This window comes from Streptomyces sp. MB09-02B (genome assembly GCF_033794485.1).
Lineage (GTDB): Bacteria > Actinomycetota > Actinomycetes > Streptomycetales > Streptomycetaceae > Streptomyces.
This window is the reverse complement of record NZ_JARGEE010000215.1, coordinates 1-15,573: the sequence shown is the minus strand read 5'-3', so window position 1 is coordinate 15,573 and position 15,573 is coordinate 1. Positions and strand designations below refer to the sequence as shown.

At 68.4% G+C, this 15,573-nt stretch carries 7 protein-coding genes and 1 pseudogene; 7 read left to right on the top strand and 1 reads right to left on the bottom strand.

What is annotated here, in order from left to right; all coding sequences use genetic code 11:
- The 7 genes from P1P70_RS26595 to fxsT (P1P70_RS26565) all read left to right on the top strand — a co-directional run.
- On the top strand, positions 1-572 hold a 572-nt coding region (locus tag P1P70_RS26595), incomplete at its 5' end, for an aKG-HExxH-type peptide beta-hydroxylase (protein ID WP_319242009.1).
- A 226-nt stretch (positions 573-798) separates the two neighbouring features.
- Complete coding sequence (gene fxsT / locus P1P70_RS26590) at positions 799-3,801, top strand: FxSxx-COOH system tetratricopeptide repeat protein (protein ID WP_319242006.1); 3,003 nt, start codon at positions 799-801, stop codon at positions 3,799-3,801.
- A gap of 106 nt (positions 3,802-3,907) precedes the next feature.
- On the top strand, positions 3,908-4,339 hold the full coding sequence (locus P1P70_RS26585; protein ID WP_319242004.1) for a CU044_2847 family protein: 432 nt from the start codon (positions 3,908-3,910) through the stop codon (positions 4,337-4,339).
- Positions 4,336-5,280 (top strand): AAA family ATPase, encoded by a 945-nt coding sequence (locus P1P70_RS26580; RefSeq protein ID WP_319242002.1) that lies wholly within the window; start codon positions 4,336-4,338, stop codon positions 5,278-5,280. The genes P1P70_RS26585 and P1P70_RS26580 overlap by 4 nt, the downstream gene beginning before the upstream one ends.
- A gap of 8 nt (positions 5,281-5,288) precedes the next feature.
- A complete protein-coding gene (locus P1P70_RS26575) occupies positions 5,289-7,220 on the top strand; it encodes a magnesium chelatase (protein ID WP_319242000.1) in 1,932 nt (643 codons plus the stop codon).
- Positions 7,207-8,520 (top strand): CHAT domain-containing protein, encoded by a 1,314-nt coding sequence (locus tag P1P70_RS26570; RefSeq protein WP_319241998.1) that lies wholly within the window; start codon positions 7,207-7,209, stop codon positions 8,518-8,520. Before P1P70_RS26575 ends, P1P70_RS26570 begins: the two co-directional genes overlap by 14 nt.
- Entirely contained in the window at positions 8,514-11,984 is a 3,471-nt protein-coding gene (fxsT, locus tag P1P70_RS26565; protein WP_319241996.1) for an FxSxx-COOH system tetratricopeptide repeat protein, read from the top strand. The genes P1P70_RS26570 and fxsT (P1P70_RS26565) overlap by 7 nt, the downstream gene beginning before the upstream one ends.
- A gap of 90 nt (positions 11,985-12,074) precedes the next feature.
- Here fxsT (P1P70_RS26565) and P1P70_RS26560 read toward each other — a convergent pair.
- Positions 12,075-15,503, bottom strand: a pseudogene (locus P1P70_RS26560) (multifunctional oxoglutarate decarboxylase/oxoglutarate dehydrogenase thiamine pyrophosphate-binding subunit/dihydrolipoyllysine-residue succinyltransferase subunit); the annotation flags it as partial.
- Positions 15,504-15,573: the final 70 nt, after the last annotated feature.

Genomic DNA, 15,573 nt, shown 5'->3' with positions numbered 1-15,573 from the left:
GTGGGGGCGTCGGCGCGGGTAGGGAGGCGGGGAGTTGCAGTGGGACGCGACGAGAGGCGTTCGCTGCGGTCCTGAGCAGTGCTCCGCCCACCTCCGCCACGCTCGCGGCGACGCTCGTGCACGAGCTTCAGCATGCCAAGCTGGCAGCCCTGGGGGAGATGGTGACACTCCATCACGAGGGGTCGGAGGAACGTTACTTCGCTCCGTGGCGCCCTGATCCCAGACCGTATGACGGTTTACTGCAAGGCGTTTACAGTCATGCGGCGCTGGCTGACTTCTTTCAGCGGTGCGCGCTGGCGCGCCACGTGTCGCCGACACAGAAGGAGGCTGCCTGGCGCGAGCATGCCAGGTATCAGGCGCAGGTGAGGATGGCGTTGCCGGTGATCGCGTCGGGAGATCTCACGGCGGCCGGACGAGCGGTGGTGGAAGGTCTGCTCGAAAAGTGTGAACACATGACTGCCGACCCCCCGCCGGGTCGAATTTGGGCCAGCGCCGAAGACGACGCGCGGGGGAGGCTGGAGCGGTGGATGAACACCTATGCGGACTCCACCCGGACTCCAGGTGGACCCTGAATGCGTCGAGTGGGGCGTGTCGTAGGGTTATCTGAACTTCCATCGCGTCATCCTGGTCGCCGAAATGCGTACGAAAGGCGCAAGTTAGGTGTTCTGCTGGTGGTGCCGACTTTTATGTACGAGGCAGCCCCGCTGACGGCGTGAAAGCGACCGTTGTCGTTGTCGTTCCTGGCTTGCGTCTCTAAACTCGCGCGGAGCGGAGACGCTCTGCGGGGGAGGACGTTTCATGCCGGAAGGCCGTGCACCGGCTGGGTCGGCCGACAGGCATGTTGAGCAACCCATCACCATCAGTTTCGCGGGTTACAACCGTGCCTGGGCGGCCTGGATCGAAGACCGGCTGGAGCGGCGGGGACGCCGTGTCATCACTCAGCGCTGGGACGTCCCGCCGGACAGGTCGCTGACGGAACTCCTGCAGGACCTCAAGCTTGCTCCCGGGCCGATCCTGATCGTCCTCAGCGAGTGGTACTTCCAGTTGGGAGTCCGTTCGTACGACGAGTGGAACGCCGCCCTTCGTGAAGTCGTCGTCCCCGACCGCGACAGGTTCGCGGCGGTTCTGGTCACCAACGCCTCGTTGCCCACGGCGACCACCGTGCTGGCTGCCGCGGACCTGAACAACTCCGGTGCCGACGAGGCCGAACGGCGCCTGCTCGACCGGCTCGACATGCTGGGGCAGCCCCTGTCGCGGCCCGCCCATGCCCGGCGCGGCCCGCGATACCCGATGGCCACGCCGGAGGTCTGGAGCGGCGGGGTCCCCAGGCGCAACACCCGCTTTACAGGGCGTGAAGCTCTACTGAACGACACCTACAGCCTGCTGCAGAACGCCGAGCCGGGGGCGGCGGTCGTGACCTTCCACGGTATGCCCGGGGTGGGGAAGACGCAGCTGGCCGCAGAGTATGTCTACCGGTTCCGTCTTGAGTACGACGTCGTCTGGTGGGCCAGCGCCGAGACGCGGGCCGTCTGTCGGCGGCATCTGGCGGAACTGGCTCCCAAGCTCGGCCTCTCGACCGGCGCTGACTACGGCGAGCGATTGCGGGCCGTCAGAGACTCGTTGCGGCGTGGCCAACCGCATGCCCACTGGCTGTTGATCCTGGACGGCGCGGACGAGCCGGAGCAGATCTCTGACCTCGTGCCGACCGGGCCCGGTCACGTCCTCATCACCTCCCGCAATCCACGGTGGCGGGACCACAACAGTCAGACGTTGGAGGTACCTGTCTACTCGCGGTCCGAGTCGGTGGCCTTCATCGGACGGCGGGCGCCACGCCTGAGCCGGGACGAAGCGCACCAACTGGCCGAGGCGCTGGAGGACCTGCCGCTGCTCCTGGACCAGACGGCCGGCTGGCTCAACGACTCGGAGATGTCGGTGGCCGAGTACGTGCGGCTTTTGGAGCACGGCCCCGACCACACCGCCGGGAGGGCTTCTCCAGACTTTCCGGCGCCGTTCCGGAATGCCTGGTCGATACTCCTCGACAAGCTGCGTGAGACCGTCCCCGAATCCGTCGACCTGTTGCGTCTGTGCACCTTCTTCGCGCCGGGCCTGATCCCTGTGCGGCTGTTGCGAGAGGTGCCTACTCACGGATTTCCGTCTCGAATCGCCGAGTTCCTCGAAGATTCGGAACGATGGACCGCGGCGATCGACCAGTTGCAGCGTTACTCCGTCATTCCTCAGGCGTTCACGGAAACGGAAGAGGACGAGACAGTTCCCTCCGGTGAGCCCTTCTACCTCCATCGAATGGTGCACCAGATCGTGCGGGAGCAGATGTCCGACGAGGACCGCCGTGAACTTGTCGATGTAGCGCGGCGGGCGCTGGCGGCCAATCCCGTTAATCCCGAGGACAGGTCGCAGTATGCGAGGTATGAGCGGCTGGTGCCGCACCTCAAGCACGCGGACGTCCTGCAGAGCCGCGACGCCGGGGTGCAGCGACTGGTGTTGGACAGCCTCCGGTACATGTACCACTCAGGGGAGTACGGAGCGGGCATCAAGCTGGGTAAAAGGGCCATGGAGGCATGGCGCGAGCTTTTCGGTGAGAATCACGCACGTATCTGGGATCTCACGCACCACTATGCGAACCACCTGCGAGCCGTGGGTGATTATCGTGGCTCGGAAGCCATCAACCGGGTTGCCGTCGATTATCTGCGGGATCATCGGCCTTCTGGTTCCCTCGACTATCTGAGGGCTGTCAGCGGGCTCGCAGCCGACCTGCGAGCTCTAGCCCGTTATGGCGAGGCGTTGCAACTTGGCGAGTGGCACGTCGCGATGTGTCAGGAGCATCTGAGTGAGGGTTCGCTTACGACTCGTCGTGCTCTCAACAATCACGCCGTGACGCTTCGACTGCTTGGGCGTTACGAAGAGGCGCTCAGTGTCGACGGGCGTGTCACGGACGATCTCCGTCGTTTGGTTGCTCCCAGCAGTTTGGACGCGCTGTGGTCTCAGCTGGGGCGGGCCGTGGACCTGCGGCTGGTCGGCCGATACGCCGAAGCCGAGTCCTTGCTTCGGGATCATGCTGCCGAGTGCAGAAGGGTCTTGGGGGAACGGGACCGGATCACTCTGATTTCCGAATACAACTTGGCATTGTGTCTCCGGCGTGGTGGAAGTTCTGCGGCGGGAATGATGCTGGCCGACGTGCGCGAGCGTGGTGAACGAGTTCTGGGGGAGACGCATCCTCACACTCTGGGTTTCATCAGTACGCACAGCTGCTGGGGGCGAGAGTACGGAAGTATCGATGAAGCCCGGGCCGACAGCGAAGCGGTAGTCGCGCGATACGAAGCGATGCTTCCTGAAGGGCATCCCTTTATTGCGGGAACCCGTTCAAATCACGCTCTGATCCTGCGCGAAGTGGGCGAGCATGGTCACGCCCGAGCCTTGGCGGAGCAATCCTTGATCGATATGACAAGGGTCGTCGGTGAACGCCATCCCTGGACACTCGGCTGTGCAATCAATGCCGCTACCGTACGCAATCGCATGGGTGATCTTGAATCGGCTGCCGAACTCAGCGATGGCACAGTGCGGCGTGCGACCGAGTTCCTCGGTCGCACCCACCCCCTCACGCTCTCGGCGCGAGTGGCTCTGGCGGACGATCTACGAGTACTGAGAAAGCTCCAACAGGCTGAGAAGATCGAGAACGAGGCACTGTCGGACCTGGCGCAGACCCTTGGTCGTGATCACGCGCATACGGTCTCGGCACGTTCCCGTAGGCGCCCGTACTGGGATTTTGATCCTCTCTACACATAACGAGAGTAATCGTCGGGCTGTGGGCATAACTGGCGATATCTCGGGGAATGACCCAGACCGCACCCTCTACGACCGCACGCAACACACAAGTTGACCAGGGGGACGTGTGGCGATTTTGGTGGGGCCCGTTCCGGCGGGTGCGGACGGGCCGATCCCGATCCATGTCGAAATCGAACCGGTGACTGACGTGCCCGACGGGCTCGACGCGGTCTACGGTGACGAGAGGACCAGGGGGAGGGCCACCCAACGCGTGGTGCAGAGCGCCCGCGACGCCTACACCGACGGGCTCGATCTCGCTCGACGCTGTGCCGCCCAGGCCGTACGGCGGTTCGGTGACCTCGGTGAGGAGATGAGGCCGGACGAGATCGAGATGCAGTTGGCCATCAAGGTCGACGCGGGAGTGGCGGCCCTGGTCACCAGCAAGGCCGAGGCGCAGTTGCAGATCACGTTCCGCTGGCGGACCGACGGGAGACCGGAGACTCCGCCTCCGGACGAGGACAGCGCACAGCCGGACGAATCAGGGGGAGACGGCTCGTGAGCCAGGTGACGGAGAACGTGCCCATCCTTCCCTACAGCCGGGTCGTGGCCCAGGACGATCTCAAACTGGCCCTGGAACTCAACCACGTCGTGCCCCGCATAGGCGGCGTGTTGATGGCCGGCGTACGAGGCACCGCGAAATCCACCCTCGTACGGGCCTTCGCCCTCATGGTGCACACGGAACTGCCCGTCACCCTGCCCATCAACGCCACGGATGACCGGGTGGTCGGAGGCTGGCAGTTGGAGGCGTTGATGCGGGGCGAGGCCCGCCCGCAGCCGGGGCTTTTGGAGGAGGCCGCCGAGAAAGGGCTGTTGTACGTCGACGAGGTGAACCTCCTCGACGATCACCTCGTCAACATCATCCTGGACGTCGTCTCGACAGGGGTGCTGTCCGTGCAGCGAGAGGGACTTGCCACAGCCAAACACCTGTCCTTCGGGCTGGTGGGGACCATGAACCCCGAAGAAGGCTGGCTGCGGCCGCAGTTGCTGGACCGCTTCGGGCTCATGGTCGCCGCCCGGCACCTGGACGCCGAGAACCGCCATCGGACCGTCAAGACCGTCCTCGCCTTCGAGGAGGAGTGGGCGAAACCGGAGTCCGCCTGGTTACGGGAGGCGGCCAGGGACAACGAGGTCGCCCGGGAACGGTTGCGGACGGCCAGGGAGAGGGCGCCGTACACCCGGGTGCCCGACGAGGTCTCCCAACTGGCCGCCGAGGTGGCCCAGCGGGTGGACGCAGTCGGGCAGCGAGGGGAGATCGTCGCGACCATGGCCTCTCAGGCACTCGCCGCGCTGGAGAACGTGAATCCGGTCGAACCCCGCCATCTCCTGCGGGTGGTGCCGATGGCGTTCCGGCATCGCAGGCCCGAGACCGCGCACGGCGGCACGTTCGACTGGGGCCCGGAGGACGAGGCCCGCGTCAAGGACCTCTTCGACATCGGCTGAGGCCTCCCATGCCCACCGAGCCGCCCGACGCCGAAGCCCACACCACCCCCACCGCGCCCGGGGCGACCGAGCACTCCCAGGACCTGACGGCCCGGCTGTGCAAGGCGCTGGTGTGTGCCGCCATCGACCCCGCGCTGTCCAGCGTCCTCCTGTTCGACCTGGAGCCGCAACTGCTCGATCCCGTGGCCCGCCTCTGCGGCCGGGTCCTGGGCGGTGCGCACGAGCAGCCGCCCCCCATCGTCATGCTGGGCGCCACCAGCAGGGACGAGGACCTGTGGATCCGCCTCGTCCTGCGTCAGGAGTCGGACGGCATCACCTTCCGGCTGGCACCAGGGCCGCTCATCGAGGCGGACGGCCGCCCCGGGCCACCGCCCGTCGTCGCCGTACCCGATCTGCAGCGGCTGAGCGTGGCCGGCATGCGGGGGGCGGTCCAACTCCTGGGCGCGGACGTGGCCGTGGTCGAGCACGCGGGCCTCAGGCACGCGGCACGGCCCCGCGCCCGCTGGCTGGCGGCCTGCCGTTCGGTGGACGCGGGCCGCATCAGCGGTCACCTGCTCGATCGGTTCGCCATCAGGTTGCCCGCAGCGGACATGAGGCCGTTCGACATCGAAACGGCGCTCGACAGCCTTCCGTCCGCCTGGCTGGACATGGCGGCCCGCGCCGCGGACGGGATCGGTGTTCCCCCGATCACCGTCACCGACGCGGCCATCACACGCACCGCGCTCCTCCTCGGGCCGGACGCCGGCATCCGCAGGGAGCTCGCCCTCCTCAGGCTGGCGAGGGCGCTCGCCGTGCTGGAAGACGAGCGAGTAGCCGACACCGAGCACTGCGAGAAGGCAGCCCGCCTCATGGGACTGGCCGTCACGGAGGCGCACCGGGCCGTCCGACGGGAGCCGGACGGCGAGCCCTCCCGAAACCTCGCGTCCCGCCCCGGCCCCCGACCGCGCGGTGACGCCCAGGACCGGCGCGGAGCCGACCCGGCCGACCCACGTGTCGTCGACCCCGGTCAGGGGCTGCTGGAACCCGAACCGCCCGAGGGGGTCGGCAGCGCTCCCGGAGGTTTCGCAACCGTCCTCGCCACTCCCTATCCCGAGGACGAGGCCGACGTGCAACGCGACCTCGCGCCGCTGCGCAGCCCCTGGCAGGGCACGACAGGACGGGCCTCGCCGCGAGGCGTGGTGATCGGCACCCGACGGGCTCGGGACCTGAGCGACCTCGCCTACGTCCGCACGGTCCGTGAGGCCGCCGTGCACCAGCGGATCCGCGGCACGGACCGCTTCACCGTGTCGCCGGTGGACCTGCGCAGTTACGTCCGGGCCGGCGCCCCCGAGCGCATGCTCGTGCTGCTCCTCGACCACACCTGTCGCAAGGACTGGGACTGGCAGGACGCTCTCATCCCGTTTCTGCACTGGGCCTACACGGTCCGGGCCGCCGTCTACGTCGTCGAAGTCGGCAGCGCCGAGACGGCCGACGAGCTGAAGGCCGAGTCCTTCGCCTCGCGCAGCGTCCTGCACCCGAAAATCCTCGCCGCCCTCTATAGACCGCCAGGACGGGCCAGCCCGCTGGCACACGGTGTCGAACAGGCCGCACGAGCCCTCCGCCGGGCGTTCCAGCAGCACGGGAGCGGCTTGGTGCAGGCATCGCTGGTCGTGGTCACCGACGGGCGGGGCAATGTCCCCCTGCGTGTCAGCCACACCGGGCGCCTGACCGGACCGGTCGGGGCCGAGGGCGTGACCGACGCACTCCGGGCGGCGGCCGACGTCAGGGCCATGGACCGGACCCGGCTGCGGGTGTTCGTGCTCGACGCGGGCACGCAACCCTACGGCGACCTGCCCTTCTCCTTGGCGGACTCCCTCGGTGCCGCTGTGGTCGACGGGCGTGCCCACTCGGCCCCGGAGAGCGACGCAAGCCAGGGAGGGGGCACGGGTGAGTGGTGGTGAGCCGCAACGCGGCCCCCGCTGGCTGACCGGAGCGGGCAACGCGATCCGACGTGTCCCCTCGGCCGGCCCCCGGGCCGCGGTGCGCCGCGAGGCACCCTCGCTCCTGCACCTGCTGCGTCCGCAGGGACCGCCGTCCGGAACCGGCATGGTCGACGCCCGACCTCACGAGCGCCTGGAAGACGGGTGCGCGGTCCTGCGGGTCACGCGTGCCGCGGCCGTCGACGGGCAGGACGGGTACCGCTTCCACGGCCGCTGCGGCGACCTCGCCTGCTCCAGCGGCGCCACGGCTTTGATGGCTCCTTCCATCGGACTGGGCAACGCGACCGAGGCGGGTGAATTCCCGTCCGAGATCCTGCGCTGCACCAAGCTCTGGTCGGGAAATCAGAGGGAACTGGGCGGTTGGATCAACCAGGTGCGGGCCCGCTACGGCGACCGACTGCGCCTCATCGTGTGGGACGACACCGGCCTGGAACTGCCCTGGGAGATGTTCTGGGTCCCCGCCGACGACCGGCTGGGGCTGACGGGCGGACTCCTGGGTGCCGTGCTCCGGCTGGCCCGCTGGATGACCGTCCACGACGGACGTCAGGGACTGCCGGAGCAGACCGAGGAGTGCCACGGCGGGATCCTGGCCTACCTGCACGACGACATGGTCGACGACGGACTGCTCTTCAAGCCGTACGTCCACCAGACACATCCGCGGATGACACCCTTCCTACGGGCCCTGGACACCGTGGAGGAACGCACCGGCCTGGTCTACATGGGCTGCCACGGCACGTACGGCGACGCCGTCACGCGACTCACGCTGGCCGGACGTACCTGGGCGGAGTACGACAGCCAGACGATGCACGTCCTGCGGACGCACGGCTCCATGGTGTGCCTGAATGCCTGCCACTCGGGGCGCTTCGTCCACAACCGGGCACAGGGGGAGCACGCGCTGCGCGGCTTCGCCGAACTCTTCCTGCGCAAGGGCGCGGGAGGGTGCATCGTCACCGCCGGACGGGTAGGAGATCTGGAGGCCCGTGTACTGATCCGACGGCTGATGCGCGAAGTGACCGACCACCCCGAGCTTCCCGTCACCGAGACCCTGCGTGCCTTCCGGGCCCGTGCGGTCAAGGACTTCGGCACTCTGGCGGCCATTCCCACGACGCGCAACGATGAGGGGCACGTCGACATGGTCGGTCAGAAACGCGTACTGCGGCTTCTCTACGCCTTCATGTTCCACTACTACGGGCATCCGCTCACCGCACTGCGGCTCGTCAGCGAGAAGGGGAACAACGTCTGGGGAGGGGGCCCGTGGTGAACCTCGACGAGCACACCCTGTTCATCGAGCCGGTGGTGGCCTGGCCGCGGGTGGCGGAGACGGAGTGCGACTACCTCGTCACCGTCGACCTCAGGGGGCCACTGCCGGAGGACGACACGGCACACGAATGGCCCTACCCTGAGGAGGAGTTCACCTTCACCGTCGCCCTGGACGGCTCCCCCTACTTCGTCTGCACGGCCCTCGACGAACCGAGCGTCGTCCTGCACCGGTTCGGTGGCACCTACGGCCCCGCCCACTTCCGGGTCTCGACGGGCCGGGCCACGGGCAACGCCTCGCTGTGGCTGACGGTGAGCAACCAATGGGGTGTACCGGTCCGCAAGGCGGAACTCCTGTCCGAGATTCGGGATCGTGCGCCCGGTCGGGCCCCGGCGGCACGACTTGCGGCGATCATGAGTGAGCGGGCCACCCGGGCGAACCGGCTGTCGGAGACCCGACCGACGGACGTCGACGAGCAAGGGGGAAACCCGTCGGTGCACGAGAGCGCGATGTCCTTCGCGCCGCTCACCCCGCCACGGCACAGCGGCCCGCCGGGCGCCGACCGAGTTCACCACCGGCCCCGGCGACTACGCACCGGACGGCAGACCGTCACCCTCAGCTTCGCCGACTTCGACCGGGCCTGGGCCGAATGGATCGGACACCGCCTGGAGGAGCGCGGCCACCGCGTCGTGCTGCAACTGTGGGATCCCCCTCGCGGCACAAGGCTGCGTGAGTCGCTGCAGGACCTCCTGCTGTCGCCGGGACCGGTCCTCATGCTCCTGAGCGAACAGTACTTCCGACTCGGCACCTGGACACGCGAGGAATGGGACGCGGCCCTGCGGGAGGTCATGGTGCCGGACGCCCAGCGCATAGCCGCGGTCACGGTGGCGCCGTCGGTCCCGCCCGCGCCGACGGCCCTACTGGACGCCGTCCCCCTCTACGACGTACGCGCGGAGGACGCGGAACTCCGCCTCCTGGACCGGCTCGACCTGCCCACCGATCCGCCGAGCCACGCGCAGCCCGATCCCACCGCCCCGCCGTTCCCCGTGCACACCCTGCGCGTCTGGGGGCGGGTGCCCGAACGCAACGAACGGTTCACGGGCCGGGTTCCCCTGCTCAACATGGCGTACGAACTGCTCCAGCGCGAGCACAGGGTCACGCTGCACGGCGTATCAGGGGTCGGCAAGACCCAGCTCGCCACCGAGTACGCCTACCGCTTCGCGTCCGGCTACCACGTGGTGTGGTGGGTCAACGCGGCCAACCAGGCAACCTTCCGGCAGAGCCTCGCCGACCTGGCGCCGGCCCTCGGGCTGTCGACCGGAACCGGATACGGCGAGCGGCTGCGCGCGGTACGGGAGGCGTTGCGCACGGGGGACCCGTATCCGCGCTGGCTCCTCATCCTGGACGGCGCGGACGAACCCGACGAGATCCGGAACCTGGTGCCGTCGGGCCCCGGCCATGTGCTGATCACCTCGTGCGACGCGGAATGGGGTGACCGCCGCGGCGCGCTCCTGGAGGTGCCCGCATACGACCGGCACGAGTCGGTGGCGTTCATCCGCCGCCGCGCGCCACGGCTGACCTCGGCGGACGCCCACCGGCTGGCGGACGTGCTGCGGGACCTGCCGCTCCTGCTCGACCAGACCGCGGGCTGGCTGGACGAGTCGGGTGTCCCCGTGGAGGACTACCTCGGCCTGCTCACGGGGAGCACGGGGCCGGACGACCCGGTCAGTGACTCCGACGTACTCCCGATGTCCTTCAGTACCGCACTGACGGTGCTGCTGAACAAGTTCCGGGCCGCCGCCCCGGAGTCGGTCCAACTGCTGAAACTGTGCACGTTCTTCGCGCCGGACGCCGTTCCCGTGCATGTGCTGAGGAGCATGCCGACCAGCGGACTCCCTCCCGGCCCGGCCCGGCTGCTCACGGACACGGCCCGCTGGGACCGCGCTGTCGAGCACCTCCGCAAGCTCTCGTGGATCCGGGTGGAACGTCCGGCGTACGACCCGGCGAAGGAGTTCCTGTCACTGCACCGGATGGTCCACCAGACCGTACGCCACGACCTGGCCGAGGAGGAGTGCCGCGAGGGCGCCACCACGGCTCGGCGGGCCCTCGTCGCCGCTGATCCGGGAGCCCCCACGGATGTGGCCATGTGGTCCCGGTACGCCGAGCTCGTTCCGCACCTGGAGTACGCGGATCTCTTCTCCGACGACGACGCGCCCGCGCAGCAGCTGGTGCTGAACTGCCTGCGCTACCTGTATCTGTCCGGCGAGTACGACACGGGCCTCCGGCTCGCCGAGCAGGTACTCACAGCCTGGCGCCACCTGGAGGACGAGCGTCCAGAACTGCTGTGGGACTTCGGACACCACTACGCCAACCTGTTGCGGGCGCTGGGCGACTACCGGACCAGTGAAAGCGTCAGCCGCGCGGTGATCGAGGCCCACCGGGCGACGGGAGGGACGAGGCAGCGGCCGTACCTGCGTGCCATCGGTTCTCTCGCCGCCGACCTGCGGGTGTTGGGCCGTTACGAGGAAGCACTGGACCTCTCCGAAGAGGCCTGCCTCGGTTATACCGAACTCGAAGGGGACCAGGGCCCTTTCACCCTGGCCGCGCGGAACAACAAGTCCGTCTCGCTGAGACTGCTGGGCCGCTACGAAGAGGCGCTGGCCATCGGTCTCGACGTCCTCCGGGATCGGCGAGAGGTACTGGGTGACCGCCACGTGTGGACGCTCTTCTCCGAGAACTGGTGTGCCATCGACCTGCGACTTCTGGGTCGGTACCGGGAAGCCCTCGACCTCCAGTCGAACAGCCTCAGTCGGCACAAGGAGACCCTCGGGAAGGACCACACCCAGACCCTCTTCGCGGATTACAACCTGGCCCAGTGCCAGTACCGCATGGACGACCTGGAGGGGGCGGAGGCACGCTTCGCCGATGTGCTAGCACGGGGTGAGCGGATGTACGGGCGGTTCGACGCCCGCTCTCTCATCTTCGCGGTCGCCCAGTGCTGTTTCGCACGGGAGCACGGTGATGTGGACGAGGCCCGTCGGTCGAGTGAACTCGTCTGCTCCCGGTACGAGCGACTCCTCGGGCCGACGCATCCTTACGCGGTGGGCACACGGGCCAATCACGCCCTCGTCCTGCGCGCGGTCGGGGAGCGGCGGCAGGCACACACCCTGGCGGAGCGGGCTCTGGCCGAGATGAGCGGAGCGGTGGGTCCAGGGCACCCGTGGACACTGGGCTGTGCCATCAACGCGTCGGCGACCCGCACCCTCGTCGGCCGACCGGAGCAGGCTGCCGAGCTGAGTCGGGACACGGTGGCCCGGGCCGCCCGGGCACTGGGACCGCATCATCCCCTGGCCCGTGTCGCTCAGCGGGGCCTGGACGCCGATGTGAGGGCAGTGCGGGACTCGAAGGACGCCGAAAGGAGCATCCGCGCACGGCTGTACTGGAACTTCGAGCCGCAGACCACCTAGCCCGGGTCTGCCAACTGGTCGGCCAGAACGCCGAAGGGCCAGCCCCCTACAAGGGAGCTGGGCCCTCCGACGTCACGGGAGTTCAGAGGCTCACGCCTCGAACACCTCACGCACCAACTGCTCCTGCTCGGCCTGGTGCCGCTTGGCCGAACCGACCGCCGGGGACGAGCCGTGCGGGCGGGAGATGCGGCGGAGCCGCTCGCCGTGGGGGACGTCCGCGCCGACCGCGAGGTCGAGGTGGTCGATCAGGTTGAGGGCGATGAACGGCCAGGCGCCCTGGTTCGCCGGCTCCTCCTGGGCCCACAGGTACTTCTCGGCGTTCGGGTACTTGTTGACCTCCGCCTGGACCTCGGCCCCGGGGAGGGGGTAGAGGCGCTCGATGCGGATGATCGCCGTGTCCGTGACGCCGCGCTTCTGCCGCTCGGCCTGCAGGTCGTAGTAGACCTTGCCGGCGCAGAAGACGACCTTCTTGACCGCGTTCGGGTCGACCGAGCTGTCGCCGATGACGGGGCGGAACTCGCCGCTCGTGAACTCCTCCGCCTTCGATGCGGCGGCCTTCAGACGCAGCATCGACTTCGGGGTGAAGACGACCAGCGGCTTGTGGTGCGGGTTGTGCACCTGCCACCGCAGGAGGTGGAAGTAGTTCGACGGGAGGGTCGGCATGGCGACCGTCATGTTGTTCTGCGCGCACATCTGGAGGAAGCGCTCCGGGCGGGCGGACGAGTGGTCCGGGCCCTGGCCCTCGTAGCCGTGCGGGAGCAGCAGGGTGACGCCGGACGTCTGGCCCCACTTCTGCTCGGCCGAGGAGATGAACTCGTCCACGACCGTCTGGGCGCCGTTGACGAAGTCGCCGAACTGGGCCTCCCACATCACCAGGGACTCGGGACGGGCGAGCGAGTAGCCGTACTCGAAGCCCATCGCCGCGTACTCGGAGAGCAGGGAGTTGTAGACGTTCAGCCGCGCCTGGTCCTCGGAGAGGTACATCAGCGGCGTGAACTCCTCGCCCGTCTCACGGTCGATGATGACCGCGTGACGCTGGCCGAAGGTGCCGCGCTGCGAGTCCTGGCCGGCCAGCCGGACCGGGGTGCCCTCCAGGAGGAGGGAGCCGACCGCGAGGGTCTCGCCCATGCCCCAGTCGATCGTGCCGTCCTCGACCATGGCCGCCCGGCGCTGCAGCTGCGGCAGCAGACGCGGGTGGGCGGTGATGTGGTCCGGGACGTTGACCTGGGACTCGGCGATGCGCTTGACGGTCTCCGCGGTGATCGCGGTGTTCACCGAGACCGGGAAGCCGTCCTGCGGGTCGTGGACCTCGGCGGACGCGGTCTGGGAGGTGGCCTCACGGACCTCCGTGAAGACCTTCTCCAGCTGGCCCTGGTAGTCCTGGAGCGCCTGCTCTGCCTCTTCCAGGGTGATGTCGCCGCGACCGATGAGGGACTCGGTGTAGAGCTTGCGCACGGAGCGCTTCTTGTCGATCAGGTCGTACATCAGCGGCTGGGTGAAGGCCGGGTTGTCGGTCTCGTTGTGACCGCGGCGGCGGTAGCAGATGAGGTCGATCACCACGTCCTTGTTGAACGCCTGGCGGAACTCGAAGGCCAGGCGCGCCACACGGACGCAGGCCTCCGGGTCGTCGCCGTTCACGTGGAAGATCGGGGCCTCGATCATGCGGGCCACGTCCGTGGCGTACATGGAGGAACGCGAGGACTCGGGCGCCGCGGTGAAGCCGACCTGGTTGTTGATGACGATGTGGACCGTGCCGCCGGTGCGGTATCCGCGCAGCTGCGACATGTTCAGGGTCTCGGCCACCACGCCCTGGCCCGCGAAGGCCGCGTCGCCGTGGATCGCCACCGGCATGACCGTGAAGTCGGTGCCGCCCTTGTTGATGATGTCCTGCTTGGCACGGACGATGCCCTCGAGGACCGGGTCGACCGCCTCCAGATGGGAGGGGTTGGCCGCCAGCGAGACCGTGATCTGCTCGCCGTCCAGACCGGTGAAGGTGCCCTCGGCGCCCAGGTGGTACTTCACGTCGCCGGAGCCGTGCATCGACTTCGGGTCGAGGTTGCCCTCGAACTCGCGGAAGATCTGCGCGTACGACTTGCCGACGATGTTCGCCAGGACGTTCAGCCGGCCGCGGTGGGCCATGCCGATGACGACCTCGTCGAGACGGGACTCCGCCGCCGCGTCGATGACCGCGTCGAGGAGCGGGATGACCGACTCGCCGCCTTCGAGCGAGAAGCGCTTCTGGCCGACGTACTTGGTCTGCAGGAAGGTCTCGAAGGCCTCCGCCGAGTTCAGCCGGCGCAGGATGCGCAACTGCTCCTCGCGCTCCGGCTTGGTGTGCGGGCGCTCGATGCGGTCCTGGATCCAGCGGCGCTGCTTCGGGTCCTGGATGTGCATGAACTCGATGCCGGTCGTACGGCAGTACGAGTCGCGCAGGACGCCGAGGATGTCGCGGAGCTTCATCAGGGACTTGCCCGAGAAGCCGCCGACCGCGAACTCGCGCTCCAGGTCCCACAGGGTGAGCCCGTGCTCGGTGATGTCCAGGTCGGGGTGCTTGCGCTGGCGGTACTCCAGCGGGTCGGTGTCGGCCATGACGTGGCCGCGGACCCGGTAGGAGTGGATCAGCTCGAAGACGCGGGCGGCCTTGGTGACGTCGTCGTCGTGCGAGGCGTCGATGTCCTTGAGCCAGCGGACCGGCTCGTAGGGGATGCGCAGGGCCTCGAAGATGTCGTCGTAGAAGCCGTCCTCACCGAGGAGGCGGTTCGCGACCATCCGCAGGAACTCGCCGGAGGCGGCGCCCTGGATCACTCGGTGGTCGTACGTCGAGGTCAGGGTCATGACCTTCGAGATGCCCAGCTTGTTCAGGGTGTCCTGGGACGTGCCCTGGAACTCGGCCGGGTAGTCCATGGAGCCGACGCCCATGATGACCGACTGGCCGGGCATCAGGCGGGGCACGGAGTGGACGGTGCCGAGGCCGCCGGGGTTGGTCAGGGAGACCGTGACACCGGTGAAGTCGTCCATCGTCAGCTTGCCGTCGCGGGCGCGGCGGACGATGTCCTCGTAGGCCTGCCAGAACTCGAAGAAGTTCAGCGTCTCGGCCTTCTTGATGCCCGCGACGACCAGCTGGCGGTCGCCGTTGGGCTTCACCAGGTCGATGGCGAGGCCGAAGTTGACGTGCGGCGGCTTGACGAGGGTGGGCTTCCCGTCCTTCTCCGCGTAGTGCCAGTTCATCGACGGCATCGTCTTGATGGCCTGCACCATCGCGTAGCCGATCAGGTGCGTGAAGGAGATCTTCCCGCCCCGGGCGCGCTTCAGGTGGTTGTTGATGACGATGCGGTTGTCGAACAGCAGCTTCACCGGGACCGCGCGCACGGACGTGGCCGTGGGCAGCTCCAGGGAGGCGTTCATGTTCTTCGCGACCGCGGCGGCCGGGCCGCGCAGCGTGATCAGCTCCGGGCCCTCGGCGGTGGCAGCGGCGGGCGCGGCCTGCTTCGCGGGGGCGGCGGCCTTCGCGGTGGCCGGGGGCGGGCGCGGGGGCCGGGGGGTGCCGGTGCCTTATTTATAAAACTCCCTCCCCCAACAAAAAGAAAAA

Excerpts from the sequence above, each read along its gene's own strand:
- fxsT (WP_319242006.1), top strand. The coding sequence starts at position 799 with ATGCCGGAAGGCCGTGCACCGGCTGGGTCGGCCGACAGGCATGTTGAG.
- P1P70_RS26575 (WP_319242000.1), top strand. The coding sequence starts at position 5,289 with ATGCCCACCGAGCCGCCCGACGCCGAAGCCCACACCACCCCCACCGCG.